This window comes from Mucilaginibacter sp. P25, from assembly GCF_050859465.1.
Classification (GTDB): Bacteria; Bacteroidota; Bacteroidia; order Sphingobacteriales; family Sphingobacteriaceae; genus Mucilaginibacter; species Mucilaginibacter gossypii.
In genome coordinates this window covers 2241644-2265293 of sequence record NZ_CP193937.1, presented here as the reverse complement: position 1 = coordinate 2265293, position 23650 = coordinate 2241644, and the positions used below count along the sequence as shown (strand labels likewise).

The 23650-nt window shown below is 45.0% G+C and carries 21 protein-coding genes; 5 read left to right on the top strand and 16 right to left on the bottom strand.

The features are described 5' to 3' along the window. Positions 1–52: 52 nt before the first annotated feature. Positions 53–283, top strand: a complete 231-nt coding sequence (locus ACRQ5D_RS11880) for a carboxymuconolactone decarboxylase family protein (RefSeq protein WP_091175589.1) — start codon at positions 53–55, stop codon at positions 281–283. A 75-nt stretch (positions 284–358) separates the two neighbouring features. Here the strand turns inward: ACRQ5D_RS11880 and ACRQ5D_RS11875 are convergent, their stop codons facing one another. The 5 genes from ACRQ5D_RS11875 to uxuA form a co-directional block, all read right to left on the bottom strand. Next, positions 359–1987: a DUF5597 domain-containing protein gene (locus ACRQ5D_RS11875; protein WP_091175592.1), complete on the bottom strand. Its 1629-nt coding sequence runs from the start codon at positions 1985–1987 to the stop codon at positions 359–361. 31 nt (positions 1988–2018) lie between these two features. Beyond that, on the bottom strand, positions 2019–2855 hold the full coding sequence (locus ACRQ5D_RS11870; protein ID WP_091175595.1) for an alpha/beta hydrolase: 837 nt from the start codon (positions 2853–2855) through the stop codon (positions 2019–2021). 10 nt (positions 2856–2865) lie between these two features. Then, the gene (locus tag ACRQ5D_RS11865; RefSeq protein ID WP_091175597.1) at positions 2866–3978 is read right to left on the bottom strand and encodes a glycoside hydrolase family 43 protein; all 1113 of its coding nucleotides are present in this window, start codon (positions 3976–3978) and stop codon (positions 2866–2868) included. Between the two features lie 23 nt (positions 3979–4001). Further along, positions 4002–6182, bottom strand: coding sequence for an alpha-glucuronidase family glycosyl hydrolase (locus tag ACRQ5D_RS11860; protein WP_091175599.1), 2181 nt, complete (start codon positions 6180–6182; stop codon positions 4002–4004). A gap of 215 nt (positions 6183–6397) precedes the next feature. Next, complete coding sequence (gene uxuA, locus ACRQ5D_RS11855) at positions 6398–7606, bottom strand: mannonate dehydratase (protein WP_091175601.1); 1209 nt, start codon at positions 7604–7606, stop codon at positions 6398–6400. Positions 7607–7764: 158 nt separating this feature from the next. On the opposite strand from uxuA, the gene ACRQ5D_RS11850 reads away from it, so the two are divergent. After that, positions 7765–8793: a LacI family DNA-binding transcriptional regulator gene (locus tag ACRQ5D_RS11850; protein WP_091175604.1), complete on the top strand. Its 1029-nt coding sequence runs from the start codon at positions 7765–7767 to the stop codon at positions 8791–8793. A 12-nt stretch (positions 8794–8805) separates the two neighbouring features. After that, positions 8806–9552, top strand: coding sequence for an SDR family NAD(P)-dependent oxidoreductase (locus ACRQ5D_RS11845; RefSeq protein WP_091175606.1), 747 nt, complete (start codon positions 8806–8808; stop codon positions 9550–9552). A 27-nt stretch (positions 9553–9579) separates the two neighbouring features. Here the strand turns inward: ACRQ5D_RS11845 and ACRQ5D_RS11840 are convergent, their stop codons facing one another. The 5 genes from ACRQ5D_RS11840 to ACRQ5D_RS11820 are packed head-to-tail and all read right to left on the bottom strand — an operon-like array spanning position 9580 to position 13056. After that, positions 9580–10536, bottom strand: a complete 957-nt coding sequence (locus ACRQ5D_RS11840) for a hypothetical protein (protein ID WP_431199691.1) — start codon at positions 10534–10536, stop codon at positions 9580–9582. Further along, positions 10512–11102, bottom strand: coding sequence for a hypothetical protein (locus ACRQ5D_RS11835; RefSeq protein ID WP_431199690.1), 591 nt, complete (start codon positions 11100–11102; stop codon positions 10512–10514). The genes ACRQ5D_RS11840 and ACRQ5D_RS11835 overlap by 25 nt, the downstream gene beginning before the upstream one ends. A 27-nt stretch (positions 11103–11129) precedes the next feature. Next, a complete protein-coding gene (locus ACRQ5D_RS11830; RefSeq protein WP_431199689.1) occupies positions 11130–11465 on the bottom strand; it encodes a hypothetical protein in 336 nt (111 codons plus the stop codon). 29 nt (positions 11466–11494) lie between these two features. After that, positions 11495–12799 carry a sialate O-acetylesterase gene (locus ACRQ5D_RS11825; protein ID WP_431199688.1) on the bottom strand — a complete coding sequence of 435 codons (1305 nt, stop codon included), beginning with the start codon at positions 12797–12799 and terminating at the stop codon, positions 11495–11497. Beyond that, positions 12754–13056, bottom strand: coding sequence for a hypothetical protein (locus ACRQ5D_RS11820; protein WP_432329033.1), 303 nt, complete (start codon positions 13054–13056; stop codon positions 12754–12756). Before ACRQ5D_RS11820 ends, ACRQ5D_RS11825 begins: the two co-directional genes overlap by 46 nt. 194 nt (positions 13057–13250) lie before the next feature. Between ACRQ5D_RS11820 and ACRQ5D_RS11815 the strand changes: the two genes are divergently transcribed. Continuing rightward, a complete protein-coding gene (locus ACRQ5D_RS11815) occupies positions 13251–15080 on the top strand; it encodes an ABC transporter ATP-binding protein (protein WP_091175614.1) in 1830 nt (609 codons plus the stop codon). A 137-nt stretch (positions 15081–15217) separates the two neighbouring features. Here ACRQ5D_RS11815 and ACRQ5D_RS11810 read toward each other — a convergent pair whose 3' ends face one another. The 6 genes from ACRQ5D_RS11810 to ACRQ5D_RS11785 all read right to left on the bottom strand — a co-directional run bounded on the left by ACRQ5D_RS11810 (position 15218) and on the right by ACRQ5D_RS11785 (position 22802). After that, positions 15218–16516: an IS110 family transposase gene (locus ACRQ5D_RS11810; RefSeq protein WP_432329032.1), complete on the bottom strand. Its 1299-nt coding sequence runs from the start codon at positions 16514–16516 to the stop codon at positions 15218–15220. A 394-nt stretch (positions 16517–16910) separates the two neighbouring features. Next, positions 16911–17096, bottom strand: a complete 186-nt coding sequence (locus ACRQ5D_RS11805; RefSeq protein ID WP_432329031.1) for a hypothetical protein — start codon at positions 17094–17096, stop codon at positions 16911–16913. A 19-nt stretch (positions 17097–17115) separates the two neighbouring features. Then, the gene (locus tag ACRQ5D_RS11800; protein WP_432329029.1) at positions 17116–18237 is read right to left on the bottom strand and encodes a hypothetical protein; all 1122 of its coding nucleotides are present in this window, start codon (positions 18235–18237) and stop codon (positions 17116–17118) included. A gap of 10 nt (positions 18238–18247) precedes the next feature. Beyond that, the gene (locus ACRQ5D_RS11795) at positions 18248–20968 is read right to left on the bottom strand and encodes a VCBS repeat-containing protein (RefSeq protein ID WP_432329028.1); all 2721 of its coding nucleotides are present in this window, start codon (positions 20966–20968) and stop codon (positions 18248–18250) included. Next, entirely contained in the window at positions 20962–21597 is a 636-nt protein-coding gene (locus ACRQ5D_RS11790) for an FG-GAP repeat domain-containing protein (protein WP_432329026.1), read from the bottom strand. The genes ACRQ5D_RS11795 and ACRQ5D_RS11790 overlap by 7 nt, the downstream gene beginning before the upstream one ends. Positions 21598–21773: 176 nt before the next feature. Next, positions 21774–22802: a glycoside hydrolase family 53 protein gene (locus tag ACRQ5D_RS11785; protein WP_091172680.1), complete on the bottom strand. Its 1029-nt coding sequence runs from the start codon at positions 22800–22802 to the stop codon at positions 21774–21776. 153 nt (positions 22803–22955) lie between these two features. On the opposite strand from ACRQ5D_RS11785, the gene ACRQ5D_RS11780 reads away from it, so the two are divergent. Beyond that, positions 22956–23516 (top strand): thioredoxin family protein, encoded by a 561-nt coding sequence (locus tag ACRQ5D_RS11780; protein WP_091173119.1) that lies wholly within the window; start codon positions 22956–22958, stop codon positions 23514–23516. Positions 23517–23650: the final 134 nt, after the last annotated feature.

Sequence of the window (23650 nt, the reverse complement as noted above, 5' to 3'; positions counted from 1 at the left end):
TAATGCGGAACAATTTCTCGAAAACCTTGACAAACATGCAGTCCGGATATAATTGAACCTCTCATTTTTTAGATCCCTACATTCGTTAATACTATCGAAAGACCGGGCGATACTGGCGCTTACGGAAGAAGTTACGTTAATCAGTAACCAACTAAAAGATGAAACATATCAACAGGCGGCCAAAGTACTGGAAGAAAAATATCTGGCACAGGTTATCTTAGCTATTATAACCATTAACGCCTGGAACAGGATCGGCATTACAACCAATTTGATGCCCGCATAACATTAGTTGAGTGCTTAAAGGCTCTAAACCGCGGAAGGTGCTTAAAAAACATTTTCCTCGGTTTTTAACCTCTGATCATTTATAATTATAAAGCTTAATACGCTGTATCCCGTATTCCCCTACGGGGATTCTCAAATGTCTTCCCTGGTGATCCTCATCCCCGTTTAAACGACGCCCGGGTTGCCATTTGCCGTTTACAAATACCCCTTCATCCACCTGCAAAATACCAGCACGCTCCCCATCTTTAACAGATTTAAAGCTGATCACCAACCCTGTCCCCCCTACATAAAACTCATCATTACCTAAAGCAATGATAATTCCTCCGGTTAATGGCCAGCTTGCATCTTTAGCTTTTGGCGACCAGCCCAGGGTTAAATCATGCGAAACTATCAGGATATAATCACCCATTTGCAACCGAACCGTATCTGCATCCTTGCTTAACAGTACGCCATCTATAGTCCCCTTATGTTTGGCTTTACTGATTTCACCGGCTAACTGCTGAATGATACTGTAAGATTGGCCAAGCGGCTCACCTGCCGTTTTGTTATCTGTTTCGATAGAAAAGGGTGAAAAACCCAGCGCCTTGTAATGCCCAATGGCATAAAAAGCTTTCGCATCTACCCCATCTTCAAAACGATGTTCGGGGATAAACAACGCGTTATCAGGCCGCGTATAACGGTCATTCCAATACTTAAAATTTGGATTGTAAAAATCAGGCGATAGAAAGTCAATATCCGGTGCTGCCGCTTTCCAGATATCAATTAAATGCGGCAAGGGGCCTGCGGAAGGGTATTGTCCCGGCTTTTTACCTGGAGCGTTAAGGGCTGCGTTCACATACATCGGCAGCGGGTAAACGGCCTTACCTGCTTTAGCCACAGCGTTAGCGTATCCGGCAAAGTACCAGACCATAAACAGCTCGTCGGTAGCCGGGCTTTTGCCAAAAACTGATTCCCAGTTACCTGAAGTTTTATTCCCTCCATCCTGCCATATTTTTTGCATCTCGGGTACAAGCTTGTCTTTGTGCGAATTTAACCAGGAGATTAGCTTTGTCGGGACTGGCCGGTTAAAAGCTTCATCGGCCAGTTTCGAATGATCGCGGGCATCCGGCAGCATGCCTATTTCGTTTTCAACCTGTACCATTATCACAGTGTGAAACTTACTATCAGTTTCTTTAATATGCCTCATCAGCGAACTGAATGCTTTGCTATCGGCAAGTAAAGCCTCTTTGGAAAACGGCGTAATAATCTCTTCGGGGCCGCCGGTACTATTTGCCACACGCGGAAAATGTTTTTGATTGGTTTTAACCCAGCCCGGCGAATAACAACTCATACTGTTTTTCCAGGTACCAAACCAAAGCAACACCAGTTTCATATGATGTTGCCGGGCACTTTTTATCAGGTAATCAACCAGCGTAAAATTAAATTTACCCTCCTGTGGTTCCAATAACTCCCAATAAACCGGTGCAATCACGGTATTGAGGTGCATTTTTTGCAGTTTAGGCCAAATCGGGTTCATGTAGGGCGTGCTTGAGGCACTTGAGTTTCCTAACTCCCCACCTGTCATTAAATAGGGCGCTCCATCTACCAATAATTCTGTATTACTACCATAATATTTTACTTGTGGTATGCCCTGCGACAGGCTTTGCGATTTAACCTTAAACAATATCAAACAACAAAAAACAAATATTAATACCGGTGACTTCATAGCTATTTATTTTGATGTAAATAGAACCCTGTTATTTGCTCGCATATGCCCATGCCAAAGCCTTGAGCATAGTAACAGGTTTGCCTGATAAATGGGTAACATCCTCAATAATGATATGCTTAAAAACAAGGTTTTCATAATGACGGCTATCCAATAACGCCACCAGCTGTTTGTTAGGCACAACCTGTCCATGTGTTTCCAGTCCGCCTACTTCAATAAAAACATTTACAGGCAGGCTTTTATGTTTGGCAGCATATTGCTTTTCAGTTTCAAATACAGCTCCATTACCATAACCCAATGCAGGGCTGCCTATCAGGATATTTTTAAACAGCGTTGGCTTTTCAAACAAGGTATAAGTGGCAAACAGGCCCCCCATCGAATATCCGTACAGAGTACGGTTTGCAGGATCGGCCTTTAAACCGGCATCTATCGCTGGGATCAATTCCTTCTCAATAAAAGCAAGGAATGCCGGCGCACCACCGCTTTCGGCCACATTGGGAAATGCAACCGGTGTGAAATCACGGTTACGTTTGTTGCCGGGCGTACCAATCAGGCCGCCATCGCCAATAGCCACCAATATAGGTTCGGGAATATGATATTCGGCCATCAATAGTCCCAAATACTCCAGCGACGGTGAAAAGTCGTTATCACCATCAACCACATACAATACCGGAAATTTTTGTTTGGCGGTATCATAACCGGCCGGGTAATGAATATAAATATCATAATCATTACCGGCCAGTTTAGAGTGCATTTGTCGGTGTTCGGAGTTAGGGATAATAACTGGCTTAACCTGCTGCGCAAAACCACGCGCCCCCAGCAAATCAAGCAATAGCAATAACAGAGTTAAAGCTTTAAGGATTTTCATATCGATGAGATTACAAAAACGGATCGATCAGCTTGATAGAACCATCGGCATTATGCTGCAGTTCGGTTACCTTCACGTTGCGCAGGTGTGTTTTGCCCGATAGCTGGGTATCGTGGTAAAATATGTACCATTTGCCTTTTATTTCGATGATGGAATGGTGGGTTGTCCAGCCCTCTACTGGTTTCATAAATACGCCCTTATAAGTAAATGGCCCAAGCGGACTATCACCTATCGCATAGCAAAGCAAATGCGTATCGCCGGTTGAATAGGTAAAGTAATATTTACCGTTGTACTTATGCATCCATGAGCCCTCAAAAAAGCGGCGGTCATGATCTTTGGTCAACAGAGGTTTGCCAAGGCTGTCTAAAATAACAGCATCTTTTACAGCACCGTCAAAAGTTTTCATATCTGATTTAAGCAAAGCTACCTTACAGCTTATGGCTGGGGCATCTTCCTGTTTCGAATCGGTCTTTGATCCATCTGCCTCGTATTTACCGGAGATCCAGCGCTGAAGCTGACCACCCCAGATTCCACCGAAATACATGTAGGTTTTACCATCGGTATCCGTAAAAACGGCAGGGTCAATACTGTAACTTCCTGCTATTGGTTCAGGTTCGGCTTTGAACGGGCCTGCCGGGTTGGCAGAAGTTGCCACGCCGATATGGAACACATCTTTTTTATCTTTTACCGGGAAGTACAGGTAATAAGTACCGCTTTTAAAAGCTGCATCAGGCGCCCACAGCTGCCGACCAGCCCAGGGGATATCCTTGATATCAAGTGCCACACCATTATCTGTAACCTTGCCGCCAATGCTATCCATCGACAGGATGTGATAATCTTTCATGGCAAAATGGTCGCCGTTATCATTTTCGGGGATGCCCGCATCGATATCATGCGATGGATAGATATAAATTTTGCCGTTAAATACATGGGCCGATGGGTCCGCTGTGTAAATGGAACTGATGAGCGGCTCGGAAAGATATTTTACTTTTTTGCCGATATCTGTTTTTGTACTATCGCCTGCATTAGCTGTCTTTTTTGTTGATGAGTCACATGCACTCAAAATGCATAAGGATGCAAAAAGTGCGGGAACTAATTTTGCTGTGGTAAATTGCTTGCTCATTGACGTTTGGTTTATGGTGGTGATTAATTGGTCATGTAGTTATTGCCTCCTATGCCCGGCACATAATAAAACTTCATTTTTTTATAATAATCCAGCTGGTGCTGCGGCTTGGGGTAGATAGCCGGGACAGGCATTTTTGAAAATGTTTGGAAATATAAAACACAGGCATCGCGCCAGGTTGTAGCCTCATTTAACTGAACCTGCATTAATTGTTTTACCTCTGTAAAGCGTTCGGCATCTATCCTGCCCTGCATTTTATCCCAGGTAAGCCCCATTTGCTTAACAGAATCAGCCCCTACATAGTAATGATGAACGAGCTCATCCCACAATGACCTGCCCGAGCGCATTTTATAAGTCCAGCTTAAATGATGAAACCACAACAGGTATTCATCAGGGCAGGTTTGCAGGTTTTCCCACTGTGCCTTAACTTCAGGTGCATATTGCAAGAGTGCATCGCTGCCCGTACCTGTACGGTTAAAGCCTATCCCCGCCGAATCGGCTTTATGGTAATAAGTGGCATTCCAATCAGGACGACCGGCATTATCAACCCAGGGACCGGGGCCATAATGAGTTGATACCCCCATAATATGGTGCAGCCCGAGCGGCGTCATGTAATTAACTGTATTTTCCCTCGATTGCAGCATGAAGTTTTTTACCGGCGACACAAAGCTATCGTCATTACTAAAAGTCATTTTGAGCCAGTCGGCGGCAATTACACCTGGAGACTGGTCAGGGTTCCAGGCCATGCGACCGAAGGCATACCAGTTAGCCTGAGCAAAGGGATGACCGCACCAGTTTAAATCAGTGCCAATATTAGCCACGCCCGCCATGCCGGTTATCAGTTTTTTGTTAAAATCACCCTTGATCACCCGCGCAACGGTTGAACCTATGCCATGTGTATAAGTATCTGATTGCAGGCATTCGGCAAACAAAGGCGCTTCATAAACCAAATGGGTTGAAAAGCCAAGATATTCCTGGGTAAGCTGGAACTCCATCATCAGCGGGGTATTGGGCATAGCCCCAAACAATGGGTGAAATGGCTCTCTTGGCTGAAAATCTATCGGACCATTTTTTACCTGGATGATCACATTATCCCTAAACTTTCCATCAAAAGGTTTAAATTCATTATAGGCCTGCTTAAAGCGATCGTCGGGTACCTTATTATCATAAACAAAGGCACGCCACATCACTATGCCATGATGAGGAGCTAAAGCATCGGCCAGCATATTTGCTCCATCGGCATGGGTACGGCCATAGCTTTGCGGACCGGGCTGTCCCTCCGAATTAGCCTTCACTAAAAATCCGCCGAAATCTGGAATGTAGCGATAAATTTCATCAGCCTTATCGGCCCACCATTTTTTTACCGCGGGATCAAGCGGATCAGCAGTTTTTAGGCTTCCAAGCTCAACCGGGCTGCTGAATTTTACCGACAGGTAAATCCTGATACCATATGTTCTGAATACATTGGCCAAAGCCTGCACTTTTAACAAATATTGGGGCGAAAGGATCAGGGCATCTGCATTTACATTGTTTACAACTGAGCCATTGATCCCTACCGAAGCATTGGCCCGCGCATAATCAATATAACGTTGGTCAACCACACCTGGCAGCTTGTGCCAGTTCCAGATGGATGAGCCCGCGTAGCCCCGCTCCACGGTACGGTTCAGGTTATCCCAGTGATCCAGTACCCGGTACATCATCCTTGGGTGATCTGAAAGATCCAGTTTATTAATAGATTGATTGGTTTGGATCAGCTTTAAAAAATTAAAAACACCGTACATAACCCCTGCATCGGTGTTGGCCGTTATGATGATACATTTCTTTTGATTGACAAGGGCAGTTTTGATAAGATACCCTTCGCTGCCGATGCTATCGGGGGCAGTTATCGAAAAAGCCTTTAGTGATCGCGGCGTACCTATTATAATAGTTTGCCCATTGGTTGTCCTTTTAGTATCTCGTGGCTTTAGGGCCAACATTCCATCAAGGCCAGTTAAGAGCTCGGTCCTTGCAGCTTTAAGCTGGTCAGACTGTGCCGGGAAGATCATGTTTTGCAACTGTTGCCTGTAAATGTTTGCCAGTTGCTTGTTGCTCACCTTATTATATTCAAGCCATAATTTATAGCCGTCGTCTGCATATGCTTTATTTATCGCTGCCATGAAAAGCAGTACCAGTAAACACCTGTTTGTTAATGAATATTTGGCCATGACGTTATTAATTCCAGCTTTATAAACCCATCGGCGGTCTATAAAAAAACACAATTAATCTGTTGAAAAACTTATGAATGAAATGGGTTAAGCTCCCGCTTCATTTAGTATGGTTTATAAAGTTTTAGTTTTATGCAATCGATTGCAAGATAAAAACTTTTATGACTTTTAACAATAGGAATTTAATTATTGATTCCTTATTTAAGCTACCTTATTTATTGCAGCTCTTGCTGGTCGTACAGTATGCGTTTAAGCCCCATCTCCAACCCACGTAACTCGGCCAGGCCCTTTAACCTGCCAATTACTGAATAGCCGGGATAGGTATCATAATTAAAGTCATCAAGTAGTTTATGCCCGTGATCAGGTCGCATGGGGATAGCCATATCACTCCGGCCTGCATTTTTACGGGCTATCTGTTCATTGATAATGGCTTTCATCACGGCATACATATCAACACTGCCTGTTAAATGATCGGCCTCATAAAAGCTGCCATCCGACTGCCGGGCCACGTTGCGCAGGTGTAAAAAGTGGATCTTATCACCCAGGCGGCTTATAATTTCAGGAAGATCATTTTTGCCCGATGCACCTAACGAGCCGGTACAAAGCGTGATACCATTGGCAACTGAAGGATAACTATTTACAATATCAGTAAGATCATTTAAGGACGATGCTACACGGGGCAGCCCCAGGATAGGAAACGGGGGATCATCAGGGTGGATACACATTTTAATGCCCAGTTTTTCGGCATATGGGATTATAGCCCGTAAAAAATAAAACAGATTTCCCTTTAATGCTTGCGCGTCTACCTCACTGTATTTGTTAAGGTGTTCTTTAAACTCCGCAATGGTAAAAACCTCATCCGTACCGGGTAAGCCGGCCAATATTGTATTGGTTAACAGCGTTCTGTCTTCGTCACTCAGCCCATCGAGGTAATGCTTTGCGGCTGCCTGTTGTTCCGTGGTAAATTCGTTAAAGGCATTCTCCCGTTCTAAAATATACAAGTCAAAGGCTGCTAAAGCCGGAGCGTTGTAAAGCAAGGCCGAAGCACCGTTTGCTAATCGATAATCAAGATGCGTGCGGGTCCAATCCAATACGGGCATAAAATTGTAACACACCGTAAAGACTCCCTCCGACGCTAAATTTTGCAGTGTTTGGATATAATTATCAATGTAGCGGTCACGTTCCGCACTACCCATTTTGATACTTTCATGAATATTCACACTTTCTACAGCAGTCCAGTTAAAGCCTGCGCTTTCAATTACCGCTTTCCGCTGCCTGATTTCTTCACGATCCCAAACGTCCCCGCAAGGTATATGATGAAGCGCGGTAACTATCCCGCCTGCTCCCGTTTGTTTTATTGCGCTTAAAGTTACCGGGTCGCCGGGGCCAAACCACCTGAAAGTTTGTTTTAAATCTGGTACCATATTATTTAAAAACGAATTGCTATCAACGCGATAAATTTATGCAATCGATTGCATAAATTTTAAATAATCTGTAATAATTTTATACTTTTATCCCTGAACAATCTGGCTGCGGTTATTATCGAACCTGCAACATTGTTTATATATTTTAGATTGACTATATGTCGGACAGCGGAAAAGAGATAACCATATATGACATTGCCGAAAAATTAAAGGTTTCGGCAGCTACGGTTAGCCGTGCGCTCAAAGATCACCCGCGGGTTAATAAAAATACCAAAAAGAAGATTATCAAGGCAGCCGAAGAAATGGGTTACCGCTCCAATTCGTTCGCCAGCAATTTACGCCGTAAAAACAGCAACATCATCGGCGTTATTGTGCCACGGCTCAACAGCAGTTTCATGTCGGATGTTATTGCAGGCATCGAAAAAGTGGTGAACGACAATAACTACAACCTCATCATCAGTCAGTCGTTAGAAACGATGAAGAAAGAGATCAGCAACGCCAGGGCCATGCTGAATAACCGGGTTGACGGCCTGTTGGTTTCATTAGCTTATGATACCACCAGCATTGAGCATTTTGAACCTTTTATCAAACGCAATATCCCGGTGCTTTTCTTCGACAGGATTTTTGAGCACGAGCAGTATCCGCAAATCTATATCGATAACTTCAAAGCCGCTTATGAGGTAACTAAGCACCTGCTTGAACAGGGCTGCAAACGGATAGTACATATTACCGGAAATCAATTGCGCAATGTTTACGCCGAACGCCTGCGCGGGTATAAAAAAGCTCTTGAAGAACACCAAATTGATTTTGATGGGCAATTGGTGATCATCAACGACCTGAGCGCTAAAGAAGCTGCGGTAGCGGCAGAAACCATTTTACAAATGGATCCTCTGCCCGATGGCATATTTACAGTTAATGATGTCAGTGCCGTTAGCTGTATCCAGGTACTGAAAAAGGCAGGCATCAAAATTCCCGAACAGATAGCAGTTGCGGGCTTCAATAATGACCCGGCAGCCTGTGTGATTGAGCCCAATCTCACTACAGTAAATTATAAAGGCTATGAAATGGGTGAGGTTGCCGCCAATATGCTTATCAATCATTTGGCAAACAGGCAGGATCTGCAACAAACGCATAGCCTCATCCTCAGATCGGAATTGATAGTACGTGAATCCTCCAAAAGAAAATAACTTAAAAAATCCATGAACTCAAAGACCAAACTTGCTATCGTAACCGGCGGTGCCTCGGGCCTTGGCCTTGCTACCACCAAAAAATTCACAGAGGAGGGTATCAAAACCATTATCATAGGCCGCGACGAGGCAAAACTTATTGCGGCAGTAACACAGCTTGGCGATCTTTGCAGTTACAGGCAATATGATCTGAGTGATACCACCGGTATACCGCAACTGATAGCAGAAATTGAAGATGAATTTGGCGCACCTGATATTTTGGTTAATAATGCCGGCATTAACCATAAAAAAGCTTTCGCCGAGGTAACCGATGAAGAGTTCGCCAGAGTGATCCAAACCAATCTTACTTCGGTATTTGCGATAAGCCGTGAGGTAGTAAAAATCATGTTGAAAGCTGGCAGTGGGAGCATAATTAACATCAGTTCGATGGCTGCACAATACGGCATACCGTATGTTATTGCCTATACCGCATCTAAAACCGCCATCGAAGGCATGACAAAAGCCATGGCTACCGAGCTTTCGCCGCAAGGCATCAGGGTTAACTGCGTTGCTCCGGGCTTTATAGCCACAGATATGTCGGCAAAGGCGCTGGATAATGATCCTGCCCGCAAGCAAAAAGTGATGGGCCGTACCCCAATGGGCAAATTAGGTGAACCTGCCGATGTGGCCGAAGCCGTTTATTATTTGGCGACAGATGCTGCCAAATACGTAACCGGGGTTGTTTTACAGGTTGATGGGGGTAATTCGATTGGGTTTTAATAAATTCGGCATGACTTGAAGGAGACCTCATTTCCCGCTTCCTTCTTTACCATAATGCATCAACTTATTGGCCCAGGCAATAAAGTATTTTACGTTTGGCGCGTCGGTATGCCCACCATCATGCTGACGCCAGGCAAGTTCGCCATCAAGCGGCCCTGTATTAACGGGTGGCATTTTTTCGGTTTTGTAATCGTTTGAAACGCCGAGGTCCTTTGCGCCGAGCAGTTTAAATACAGAACCCGCAGCTACAGTTGCCATATAGCTTCCCTGCTGATCAAGCCATTTGGCATCGCCCTGTTCCGGCACGCCATAGCTTATAAAAGTAAACCGCGGGGCACACAAGGCAATCAGCTCATGTGCATCTACTGGAAGGTCTTTCGCGGTTTTAGCACCGAATACGGCATCCGATGCACCATATTTCATAAAGTTACCGGCCATCCAATAATATTCGCCACCGGTAAGACTTTCAACCGCTTCTCCAAAGTTCCGGCGATGCAACTTGGCCCCTCCCTCACCCGACGAACCTATCAACCCCATGGCAAACCTTTGTTCAAAAGCAAGTGTTACCAGTGCTGCCTTTCCATAGCGGGAAACACCTTCAATACCTACATGTCTGGAGTCAACAGCCCGCTCAGTTTCCAGGTAATCCAACGCGCGTGCCGCTCCCCATGACCAGGCACGTAAAGCGCCCCAATCCTCCGGCTTACGGGGCTGGCCTTTATTCACCAAACCGATGATTCCTTTGGTTAAACCTTCGCCATTATCTGCCTGAATAGACGACGGATCTATAAGTACATACCCCCATCCATTGGCAATTAGTTGCGTGGCAGTCGGAGGGTCGCCTTTCATCACTGGAAAACCACCGGGACCAAAGGGAGATTGTTCGGCAATAGGATTATAAGCGGGATATTGCTCAAAAGTAGTTTTAAACTCGGGATGTTCTTTTAAAAGAAGTTCTTTCAATGCAGCATTGATTTTTTCCACATCAGCAGCCGGGGCTGCGCCGGCGCCGGTAGCGCGCTCCGACCAAACATCATCAGTACAGGTACAGGTCCTTTGGCATTTGCGGGGAGTGTTAAGGTCATTTCGATATTGACGTTGATAAGCGGATAAGCCGTATTATCAACATGGCCTATCAGTTGTTTGGCAATCACCGGATAAAAGCCAACCCGCTCTTTATCGGTTATTTTAACCGTCCAGGTTACTTTGGGTACATTAGCAGGGATGCGGCCATAAACCTCACGCTCCATATCCTCCACAATTTCGGGGCGGCGCTGTTTCCACCACATTTCGGCTGTAGTTACCTTTTTACCATTCTTTAGCGTAAGGGCGTCAGGCAAATCAGGATAAGGGTTAGCCAGCGCTTCATCATAATTAGCATGATTAGGGGCCGATTCATCGCCGCTTGGCCCGTTACGCAAGGTTTTAATTCCTAATTGCGTCATCATATACTTATGGTCCTGGTCAGCAGTGAAATTTACCGGGGCCGGGGTTTGCGCTTTCGCAGCAATGGCCCATGTGAGTAAGAAAAAGAAGGCAGTACTTTTCATCGCTCCTGGTTGTAAGATGGTTTATGGTTATTGCAGTTTCCCGGTTTGAAACGGTGATGCCGGCAAGCCTTCTTTATTATACAGATTCGCGCCATCCGGGTTATCGGCCCAGGCATACCTTACGTAAAGCGGTGCAGGGATTTTATCACTCCAAACCAGTATCTTATCTCCTTTAATAAGGGCCTTTGCCCAAACAAACTTTTTGTCGGCCCCGGCTATCGCAAATTGTGATAGTTCTTCGCCATCCTCAGCAATAAGCCCCGCACCTGTATTTTTAAAAGCAATCTCAATCTTATTCCCCTCAATTTTAGCCGATTGGTAAATCGGCCCTGATGGTACTACGTTTACCTTGCCATAAACCACATTTTCGGCTACCCTGGCAAGCCTTTCTCCTACCTTTTTTTATTAAGGGGATGAATATCGTTCCATTCGCCGGCATCAATGGTTACCGCCATACCAGTATTGGGCACTTCAAGGGCCTCAAGCTGACCGGCGCGTAATTGCGCCCAGTCGCTTTCTGTTGGCGAATATTGTACCTCGTTAAAGTTAGGAAGCTGTGCATATATAAAGGGAAGATTACCTTGTTGCCAGCGATTCCGCCAGTCGGCAATAAGAGCCTTTAACAAGGTTCCATATTCGGATGCGCGGCTGGAATTACTTTCGCCCTGGTACCAAACCATACCTTTAATGGTATAATTAATAACGGGCGCTACCATGGTGTTGTAAAGACCGGTAGGTTCATTCTGGGCCGAAAATTCCGGTTTCATCCTAACGGGTTCAAACACCTGCCCAACTTTGTATTGCCAATCGCCGCGAAGGTCGATGGTATCACCGGCTATCGCCAGATAGTATCGTTTATCAGGCACAAAACCGCCTTTGCCCGATGTATTGGTAATGCGTACCACAACAGTATTTTTACCCGGCTTTAATAATCCGGCAGGCAATGTATAGCGCCTTGGAGGGTATTGATAAGTAATGTTTCCTACCAACTTCCCATTGAAATAGGTTTGATCGGCATCCACTATCCTGCCTAAATACAACTTAGCAGTCTTGCCCTGTACCGATGCGGGCAGTGTGATTTCTTTCCTGAACCATACCACGCCATTCAATCCTTTTACTCCCTGATCGGCCCAGTAGCCCGGCAGCCAGAAACGGTGCCAGTTATGCGGCTGATAGGTGGTATCATACCATGGTTTAGGCTCATTTAAGCCTTTATCTGCGTCAAGCTGTTCTATTGGTTCCGGGTGCTTTTTCAATACACTATCCATAAATGCCGTATTGCTGAACCGGGCAATCCTGTTATGATATGATTGAATGTTCTTTAAGCCCTCGCTGCTGATCCAGGCCTCAATAGGCGTACCGCCCACACTTGAGTTGATGATACCTATAGGCACATGATATTTTTGATAAAGCTGTTTGGCAAAAAACCATGATGTGGCACCAAAACCTAAAACAGTTACAGAATCGGCTTTAACCCATTTACCAGGTAACAGATCTGAGTGTTGCCTGGTTACGTCAGACTCCGTTTTAACGAAAAAATTCCTGATCTGCGGATAATTGGCTTTTGCTATTTCATCAGGATATTTTTCCTTAACCCGCTCCATAGGCAAAACCATATTCGATTGCCCCGAACAAAACCATACATCGCCAATTAAAATGTCCCGGATAGTAATACGATTATTACCGGTGATTTCCATAGTATACGGCCCCCGGCTTTCATTGGCTGAAGGGCAATTTTCCAGGAACCGCTTTCGTCAGTAACGGTGCGGTATGTTTTATGCTGAAAATTAACGGTGATCTTTTCGCTTGCATCGGCCCATCCCCAGATCTTTACTTTGGCATCGCGCTGTAATACCATGCCATCGGCAACCAGTTGCGGCAGGCGCACTATTCCATAACACGGTAATATTAAACAAGCGAACAGCGCGACAAGTAATAGCTTCACCGACCTCATAACTCCGAAATATTTATTGATGGTTTATTTGACTAAGTAACAAATAAAAAAAGATTTGTGCAATCGATTGCACAAATCTTTTTTCATTTTAATTTCTGATTAGTCAGTAAACGATCATAAATGTGTTCATAGTCCTGCAACGCAGTAGCAATGAACATTTTTTTGTTTAAAATCGCATTTATCAAAACCGGAAGATGGCTAAAACAAGAAATATCAAACCAGAACAAAAGATTTCGTTCAGAGAGCGTTTGTCGGCATTGAGCAATCTCCCGGATTTTTTCAGGCTGGTATGGCAAAGCAGTCCGGGTAAAACAACAGCAAGCTTTTTGTTACGTATTATACGTTCGGCCATGCCGGTTGCCTTGTTGTACGTAGGTAAGCTGATCATTGATCAGGTAGTATTGCTCAACCGCCACGGCGGAAGCCAGCATGAATTATGGAAACTGGTTATCATTGAATTTTTGCTGGCTGTGGCAACCGACGGCCTAAACCGGATGATCAGCCTGATGGACAATCTGTTGGGAGACCTTTTTGCCAACTATACCTCCATGCGCATCATGCGGCATGCGGCCACGCTGGACCTGGAGCAGTTTGAAGATTCTGTTTTTTATGATAAACTGGAGCGTGCCCGGCAGCAAACCGTTGGGCGTACCATACTTTTATCACAGGTAATGAGCCAGATCCAGGATTTTATATCAATTGCTTTCCTGCTTACCGGTTTGCTGACTTTGAACCCCTGGCTGATCCTGTTACTACTCATTTCAATCATCCCTTCGTTTCTGGGCGAAAGCTATTTCAACAGCCAGAATTACGCGCTCACCAGGAGCCAGACACCTGAACGACGAGAGCTGGATTATGTGCGCTACCTTGGCGCGAGCGATGAAACGGCAAAGGAAGTCAAGATCTTTGGCCTGTCTGATTTTATTATTAACCGCTTTAAAACCTTATCAGATAAATTTTATGCCGATAACAGCAAACTGGCCGTGAGGCGTTCGGCCTGGGGTACCTTCTTTTCTGTCTTAGGCAGTGTTGGCTACTATGCCGCGTATGGTTTTATTATTTATCAAACGGTTACGGGCAAGTCTTCTGTAGGTACGCTTACTTTCCTGGCGGGCTCATTCCGGCAGTTGAGCAGCCTGATGGAAAATTCGCTGAACCGGTTTACATCAGTTTCGCAGGGGGCTATATATCTCAATGATTTCCATGAGTTTTTTGAGATCAAACCAAAGATCAAAGTTGCCGATTCTCCTTTACCATTTCCAAACCCAATAAAGCAAGGGTTCACATTTGAGGACGTCGGTTTTAAATACAATAATGCCGAATCATGGGCCAACAGGCACCTGAACTTCACCCTGCACCCCGGCGAAAAAATTGCCCTTGTTGGCGAAAACGGTGCCGGCAAAACTACGCTTGTAAAGCTACTGGCCCGCTTATATGACCCAACAGAAGGGCGTATCCTGCTGGATGGCGCGGATTTGAGAGACTATGACATTGCCGATCTCCGGTTAAACCTGGGCATTATTTTCCAGGATTATATCCGTTACCAGATGAGCTTTTCGCAGAATATTGCGGTAGGAAACATTGATGAACAGGGCAATACCGAACTAATCCGTAAAGCTGCCCGGGAAAGCCTTGCGGACGCGCTTGAAGCCAAACTTCCGCTGGGATACGAGCAATGGCTGGGCAGGCGGTTTAACGAAGGTGTTGAATTATCGGGCGGCGAATGGCAGAAAGTTGCACTGGCAAGAGCCTATATGAAAGATGCACAGGTGCTCATCCTTGACGAGCCAACTGCAGCGCTCGATGCCCGGGCCGAGTACGAGGTATTTCAGCGTTTTTCGTCCTTAACCCAAGGTAAATCGGCGGTTCTTATCTCACACCGCTTTTCAACGGCAAGGCTCGCCGACCGGATCATCGTATTGGAAAAAGGCAAGATCCTTGAAGCCGGCACACACCAGGAACTTATGACTAACAACGGCCGTTACGCCGAATTATTTAGTTTGCAGGCGGCGGGGTATCAGTAAGGGATGATATTTAAGCAAACATCCTTTGGGCTTTGAAGAAGAAATGACAAAAGAGGCCTGTCAGTCTCAGCTTGTCGAAGACTCGCGCGCAGAGGCCCGCCCACGATGCTTCGAGTGCCTACCCATGACATAATAATTTAAGCAGGTACAAGTTCCCTATTTAATTCAAAGGCGAGTTTTTCTAATCGCCTTTGTTTCTGTTCCTTAATGATATTTTCATAGGCTTGCAGCCCCTTTTCGGCAAAGTCGGCTCCTTTTACAATTAAACGCCAGTATTGAGCGGCCAGTTTTCTGGCCGTTGCTTTAATAGCTATTGCCGGACCTTTTCTGCTCCTTAATCTTCTTGCAAATGAACCCCAGCCGATATACTTGCTGTTCAATAATCCATGGGCCATTTGTTTGAATATTTGCCCGACGGCCGGTTTACCCTTACTTTTACTTTTGTTCTTTTTCCCTGAACGATCCTGGCCGGGAGATAAACCAAGCCAGCTTGTGAAATGTTTTTCACTTGGCCATCGGCTAAGATCCGAACCCACCTCTGTGTATAACTGTAACCAGTTGTAATCTGTAATACCCGGAAGTTTAGTTGCATCCTTACCATCAAATATTTTTAACAGATGATCTCCCAGGTTGTTGATATGAGGTTTGTTGTGACGGATCGCCTTGCGTTTTCCTTCGCTTATTCCCGGCGGCAGGTTCTTATCCCTGTTGATCCGTTGTAAAACACTATCAATCTGGCTGTCGCATTCCATTATCTGACCTTGATAAAAACCATAAGCCTTATAGGCCTGACCTAATGCAAAAAGCCCTTGCGCTGTATAATGACCTTGCAGGGCTTTCAATAGCTCTTCCCCTTTATTCTCCCTGATCTTTTTATGGCAAAGTGAAAACAACTTATCAGGATCTCGCTCGCCTTGCAGTATCGCATCGATTAACGCCATCCCGCTTACTCCATGGACCTGGCTTAATACCTCCGGCAAACGGATATTCATTTCTATCAGGGCCTTCTGCATGTGTTGCACATGCATGGCCGCACTCCGAAGATGATCTTCACGAAGGCGCTGATAACTACGCAATTCTTTGATATGACCTTCGGATACATAGCAGCGGTTCAGCAAGCCATAACTATGCAATTGCTGTATCCACTGACAATCTTTTACATCTGTTTTCCTGCCTGGTAACTGGCGTGTCTGTCTTCCGTCAACAAGCCACACATCCAATCCCCCATCTAAAAGAATATCGTAAAGTACATACCAGTATACTCCTGTGGCTTCCATTGCCACTGTACTTACCTTATGCTCCAATAAATAGTTCTTAAGTGATACCAGATCACTGGTGAAAGTCTCAAACGAACGAACCGGCTGGCCTTCAAGACCCACAAATACCTTGCGGGCTCCAATATCTATACCTGCCGCATGAAAATGCATCTTTTCCATACTTATAACGCTTTTTAAACCGTGCCCGAAGAAGTTTAAAGAAAAGACAGGCTACCCATCGGACAAATCACCTACACAAGGGATCGTACCATACCTTCAGACTCTTGCTTCGGAACCATACTCAGCAACAGGCAATAAGCACTATAACTCGGTCGGCCACACTGCACGGTTCAGCAAATCTATGTAATTTCACCTTCAGAGGCCACGGATTTAAACACTCAGCATGACAGGCCCTCTCTTGTTATTTCCCCTTCAGAGCCTACAGCTTTAAATCACTCAGCATGACACCCTTTTTAAGTTGTCATGAGAGATGAAAGCACCATCTTCGCCCTGTATAGCAACTCCACTTATCGAAAAACCCTTTCGCCACCGCTCATAACAACCATGCTTATATCTACGATTTCTTTTGCCCGCTCATTTTAGCAACAACGAGGTTGCCCACTTTATTTCCCTGAATAATACCATTATCAATAGCATCCATAAAATGGATACCGCCCCAAAACCTGGAAATAGCGGCTTCTTTAGCAGCCTGGGTAAACGAACTGAAATGCCTTGGCGGGATGCCATAACTTACTTCCACATCATCGGTATATTTAAAGTTATCGCCGAAATAATGCGTGAGGATAACAGCAGCTGTTGACGAGAACTACCGAATGCCCGCTGATATACTCCGGAAACGGCGGAGTTTGCAACAGGGGTTTCCAATGCGGGTCTATATACCTGCGGATGGCCGTTTCGGGCCTGATGCGGTTGGTGCGGTATTTGTCTTCCCAGCAGCAAATGAAACCATCCAGCAGGCCTATGGCTACAGCGGTATTGATTTGCACCGTTTTAGAGAAGTTTACTTTAGCCTGCTTACATGCAATGGCCGTTATCCCCATCCAGTGTGCCCCCGGCGAGATCTTTTTTAGGCCGATGAGCATGTGCCCGTCATTTTGAACAGCAAAAGGGTTACAATCCCAAAAGTTGGCAATATCTTTTTCTTCCTGCTTTAAGCCGTTACCGCTTTTGGCATAGCTCATTTGCAGGTATTTATAGAAAGTTGAGTTTTTATCCGTTGAAAATGGAATAGGCGCATCAGGAACAAATTGTGCGGCCGAATCAAGCGTCATAGGCCGGATAGTGTTAAAATATGGTTCAACCGGCAACATGTAAGCAGGCGGGGTCAGGTCCCAGCTACCGGGTGTTTGCTTAAGCTTATAGCGTGGATAGTTATTTATTTTCCGGTAACCATCGGCCTTGGCATAAGCCAGGATCTGTTTACTGATTGTTTTGGCATAGCTTTTTGAACTGTCGATCACTTCGCTGCTGAAGCCAATATTTTTGCACGAGTCAATAAAGGAAGACTCGTAGCCCAGCATCAACGTACCCGATGGTAACAGCCTGGCAGATGTTTCAAACATGGCCAGTACCGCACTTAGCTGATAATTATAACCTGTATTTTGTTTGGGGTGTTTGATATCGGGATATTGATTTAATACACCGCGCATACTGTTGGTCTGTTTGTCGTTTTCGGCAACTACCTCATACCCGGCAAGGCAGGTATAAGCAAAAAAACGGGCGGCCAATGGTGGATTGATAACATCATGGATCATTACGCTGGTCATATGGCCAACAACTTTGCTCACGTCCTGGTTGGTTAGTTCGGGTTGCTTTTTCGGGCTGCAGCTTATCATCGCAAATAAGCCGCAGGCAGGTATTAGCATTAACAGTTTTTTCATTGCCTTTGTATTATTGCTTGTATGCCTTTAGTTTGCCTTTATCAAGGGCAAATAGTAAAACGTTATTTAATGGAAGCACGCTCCTGACATCGCCCCGGATGTTGAAGCCCGATTGCTGCTGGTTTATGTATTGATAATTACCCTTGCCATCACCCTTAAGCAATACGCCGTAATTAGCATCATATTTACCGAAACGGATGCGGGCCTTGTTGATGTTGCCGCAAAGCAAAAGATCCTCCTTGCCATCATGATCGTAATCAAATGAAGTAATGGTAAAAACCGGCGAATACTGAGCCTGTAAAGGCAACGTCGCCTGTTTTAATTTTCCTTGTGCATTACTGATAAAACATGCTGTAGCCAGTTCATTGGCTGTCAGTTTTTTTACATCTTTCATCTCTTCGGCAGTAAAAATCTTGTCCATGGTAGCATCGGCATAGCTTTTATAATCGGGGAACCGGCCGCGCATTACACTCATCTGGTCAAGCAATTCATCGCGGCTTACAAAGGGGTAACTTTTATGCTGGATGTAAAAACAAAGCATCGGGTCAATGGAGCCGTTATCATCAAAATCTTTATAAAACATTTCCGCAGGCTCGGCATCGCTTGCTTTACATTGCGTATTTAAACCGATGTTTCCGGCTATAATATCCGGATGGCCGTCATGGTTGATGTCGCTTACCTGTAAACAGTTCCACCAGCCGGCATATTTTTTATCAAAGTATTTTGTTGTGGCATCGGTTAGCTTAGCACCGCTATTTTCAAAAACCGTGATCGGCATCCATTCGCCGGCCAGCACCAGGTCGGGCTTTTTATCACCGTTCATATCAACCCAGGCAGCATCGGTCACCATCCCTATATTTTTCAATGCCGGGTTATATTTTGCAGTTTCATTGGTAAAATGCCCCTTGCCATCATTGATCAAAATATAGCTTTCGGGTGCTTCGGGATACTGCCCGGGTATTACCCTTCCGCCAACAAACAGATCAGGAAAACCATCTCCATTGATATCGGCCGCTTTTACACAGCTTTTACTGCTGATCATTTTGGGCAAGGCACCTTTAGCTTTGCTAAAGTTTCCTCTACCATCGTTAAGGTATAACCTGTCCTGCAGCAGCGCGTCATCCGGTTTATAATCGGCATAGCCACCAGAGGCTACATACAGATCGGGCTTGCCATCGCCATTGGCATCAAAAAATAAAGCTGCGGCATCGGTACTGTTTTTATCGGCTTCAAAGGCGGCAAGAGCCTTGCTGATAAATCTCCCATCTTTTTGCTGCAGGTATAAAACACCGGCTTTGCCATCATGCGCACCGGCATAAATGTCCTCGAGCCCATCGCCATTTACATCACCTTTAGTAAGGACGGAACCCGAAAATGATATCGAGTTAACCATTAACGGCTGCCGTTTAAAATCATTGGTAGTGTTATCGATTTCGCTGCCTGCGATAGGGGCCGGCACCTCTTTAAATATCGGATTAATTTGTTTTTGTGCAGGACTGGTGCCTAACGCATCCTTTTCATTTAAGACAATTTGTTTATCAGCTTTTACTTTTTGAAGTAACTGTGTTTTGCCGCTTTGCCAGGTAATCCTTAATGAATCAACCTGCTTATCTTTCCCCAGGCCAAAATGCAGTATCGTTGACACGGTTGACTGATAACCACGGTTTGGCATTTGCTCCAGGTATTGCGTTTTATTGCCCGAATAAATGCTCACCTTAGCGCCTACCCCCTGCGTGTTTGCACCGCTGCCGTTTAATTTTAAAGCTAAATAATGATTATCATTCTGTTTAGCGGCCTGGTTTTCATAAACAAAAGCCGGTTGATTGATATTATTGACCACCAGGTCAAGGTCACCGTCATTATCCAGATCGGCATAAGCGGCGCCGTTACTGTTTGATGTCATCGTTATGCCCCATTGCTCACTTTTATTGGTAAACGTTGTATTACCGTTGTTTTTAAACAGGTAACTTTTCATTTGCGATGATGGCATCTGGTTAACAATATCCAGGAGGTCCTGCCGCATTACGCGTCTGTCTTTGATGTTATCGCCCATAAACTTTAAAAAGTCCATGTTGGTATAGTCGCGGGTATATCCGTTACTTACAAACAGGTCTTTCCAGCCATCGTTATCGTAATCGGCAAAAAGGGGCGACCAGCTCCAATCTGTATTAGAGATCCCTGCCAGTTGTCCTATCTCGCTGAACGAGTTATTGCCGTTATTGACCTGCAGCATATTACGCATGTACTGGTAATAAAAGCCCACCCTCAGGTTCAGGTCAAAGGCCTCGTAATTATCAATACCGAACAGCAGTTTTTGCCGCTTGTTATCCTCGGGAAGCATATCCAGGGTGTAGATATCGGGTTTGCCGTCGTTATTAATATCGGCGACATCATTCCCCATAGAGTAAAACGAGCTGTGACCAATCTGTTTCTGGAGCTCATCGGCAAAACTGCCCTTCCCATTATTAATGTACAACCTGTCGGGAATGCTGTAATCATTGGATACGTAGATATCCGGCCATCCATCGCCGTTAATATCGGCGATACCGGCTGCAAGGCCATATGATAGTGGCGTATTGATAATGCCTGCACCGGCGGTAACGTCAGTAAAATGATTATTGTCATTCCGCAGCAGCCTGATCCCCGATTCGTTATCCCTTTTGGCCGACATCTCCTTAACAAAGGCATCATCCATAATACTGATCCGGCCTGGGTTGTGGTTAATTAACAACAGGTCGAGGTCACCGTCCCGGTCATAATCAAAAAGTATGCCTGTGTACTGAATGATGGGAAATCGAGGCCAAAATCAGCGGTCTGGTCTTTAAACATGGGCACACCTGCGGCATTGTTTCCCTGGTTTATAAACAGTTGGTTAACCCGCTTCCCGGCCCGTACTTTACCCGAATAACATATGTAGATATCCACCTTACCGTCACCGTTAACATCGGCCATGGTAACCCCCGTTTTCCAGGGACCGGGCCTGCCTGCTACTCCGGCATCAGCAGTGATATCCTTAAACTGCATATTGCCCTGGTTCAGGTACAATTTGTTATCGGTCATGTTGCCGGTAAAATAAAGGTCCTGCAAGCCATCGCCGTTTAAGTCGCCAACAGCCACGCCACCACCGTTATAAAAATACTCGTACATCAGCACGTTGGTGTTTAATCCTTCGGTTAAGGTATTGGCGAAATCAACATGGGTTTGTTCCGGCTGCAACAGTTTAAACAAGGGTTGTTGTGAGTTGGCAGAGGGCTCATGATTGCACCCTACAAATAACATCAGCGTACTTACAACAGGAAACATCAAAAACGATCGTTCTTTTCGCGTTTTAAGCGGGAGGGGGAACCGGAATATCTTCATTGTGGTTTATTGTGGCTGCGATAAATAGGCATCGCAAATTTGATGTCAATATAACAATTATTCTACATGCAAAGCATTTTTAGAAAAATCGCCTTAAGAAGCTACATATAGTGACTCTGCAAATTGGAATTGCCTGTACTTATCCTATGATAAAGCCAAAGCGTATCATGATCCTCCTATTCAAGGGACAGCCGAATATGGTATTGTTTACTAATGCTGTCATAAGTAGCCATATGCGCATTAATATTTCCCTGTTTATCAACAAAGGTTTCGCCCCAGCTAAAGGGCTCCCAAATAAAAGTGCCTTTAACTTTATTACCAGGTAGTGAAAAAGCTATATCATTTACCTCGCGTTTGCGCCGCGAATATTCCACCACTATCACATCCTGTGTATAACGGGCGGCGAGGTCGGTAAGGTTGTTGCGTAAACTATCCGGTGTGCCATGCCACTCGGGATAATATGATTGGCCAATGATATCGAAATTAACTCCGCGTTTGAGCATGTTATCTACAAAGTATCTTGATTCTGCATTTTGCCCGCCGCAGGCAATATGCAGCATTACCCTGATGTTGCTGCTCACGCTTTTGACACTGTTAATGCCAGCCTTTAAAAAGCCAGCCAGGGTATCCAGGTTTTTGACACGGCCGTCGGGCCATAAAATGCCGTGGTTAATTTCGTTACCTACCTGCACCATATCGGGCAGCGTGCCCTGCTTTTTTAGGGCCAGCAAGGTAAGCCGGGTAAATGCCTTTATAGAATCCTGCAGTTGCTGGTTGTTGAGCTTTTTCCAGGCGGCGGGTTTGTATTGCTTACCGGGATCGGCCCAGTTATCACTGTAATGAAAATCGAGTAAGAAGCCCATTCCGGCTTCTTTAATACGCAGAGCCATCTTCTTGGTATCTTCCAAACCACAATAGCCTTTTGCCGAGTACCCGCTATCGGCCTTAGGATTATTGAATATGCGAAGCCGTACATAGTTAAAGCCATGATCTTTCAAAATGGTGAAAGGGTCCTTGTTTACGCCGTTATCATAAAACTTATGCCCCTCAGCTTCCAACTGAGGGATAAATGAAATATCGGCGCCCATGATCTGCTTAAACTTAACCGGAACATTTTTGGCCGGCGAATATTTGTAGGCAGATAAAGCGCCGGTGCACACCAGGCTAATTGCTGTTAATAGCAGTTTGTTTATTTTAATTTTCATGTACCCCGCTTTGATAATCAAAAATACATAGTATATTAATCATAGCCCGGTAAAGGTTATCGAAATTAATCTACATCAACAAAATTCACACGCACATTATTTAATTTCATATCGTAAAAGGAAGTGCCATAAATGGCGCCAAATGCAATTATTATGGATTTCACAGCATATCAGCAGCTATTTTTCGATATTTTGAACAGCCCTAATCCGCGTGCTCCGTACGATAACCCGGATTATTTAAATTATACAAAGCTTAATTGGTCGCGCCAGCAGCGCTGGCTAAAGGTTGGCGTACTGAACCCGGATTTGACAAATGCCATCGAAAAGATCAGCAAACCACAATTATGGACGGTTATTACCGAGGCCTGGTGCGGCGATGCTTCGCATACTATACCGTTCCTGCATCGCCTTTCGGAACTAAACCCGCTTATTAAAGTTGATTATCAGCTAAGGGATTCGCCGCCATTCTTGATTGAAAGTTACCTTACCAATGGCACCCGGTCAATACCCAAGATCGTTATTGCAGATGAAAATAATCAAGACCTTGCGACATGGGGGCCGCGACCGGCCGAATGCCAGCGATTATACCTGCAAATGGTGAAAGACCATATTGAAATGAGCGAAAAAAAGATAGCATTGCAGAAATGGTATAACGAGGATAAAGGTGAAAGTTTTCAGCTGGAGTTTTTAGATATTATAAATAAGCTATTATGATTCTGGTAAAAACAACTTTCGCCCCAACCCTATCTGAAGGCTACTGTGTGTGTACATATTTAAAAAATGTCATTTCGATAGAGCCGGACGGGCATGAACGATGGGGCTAAAGAGAAATCTTCTACATTAAGCTT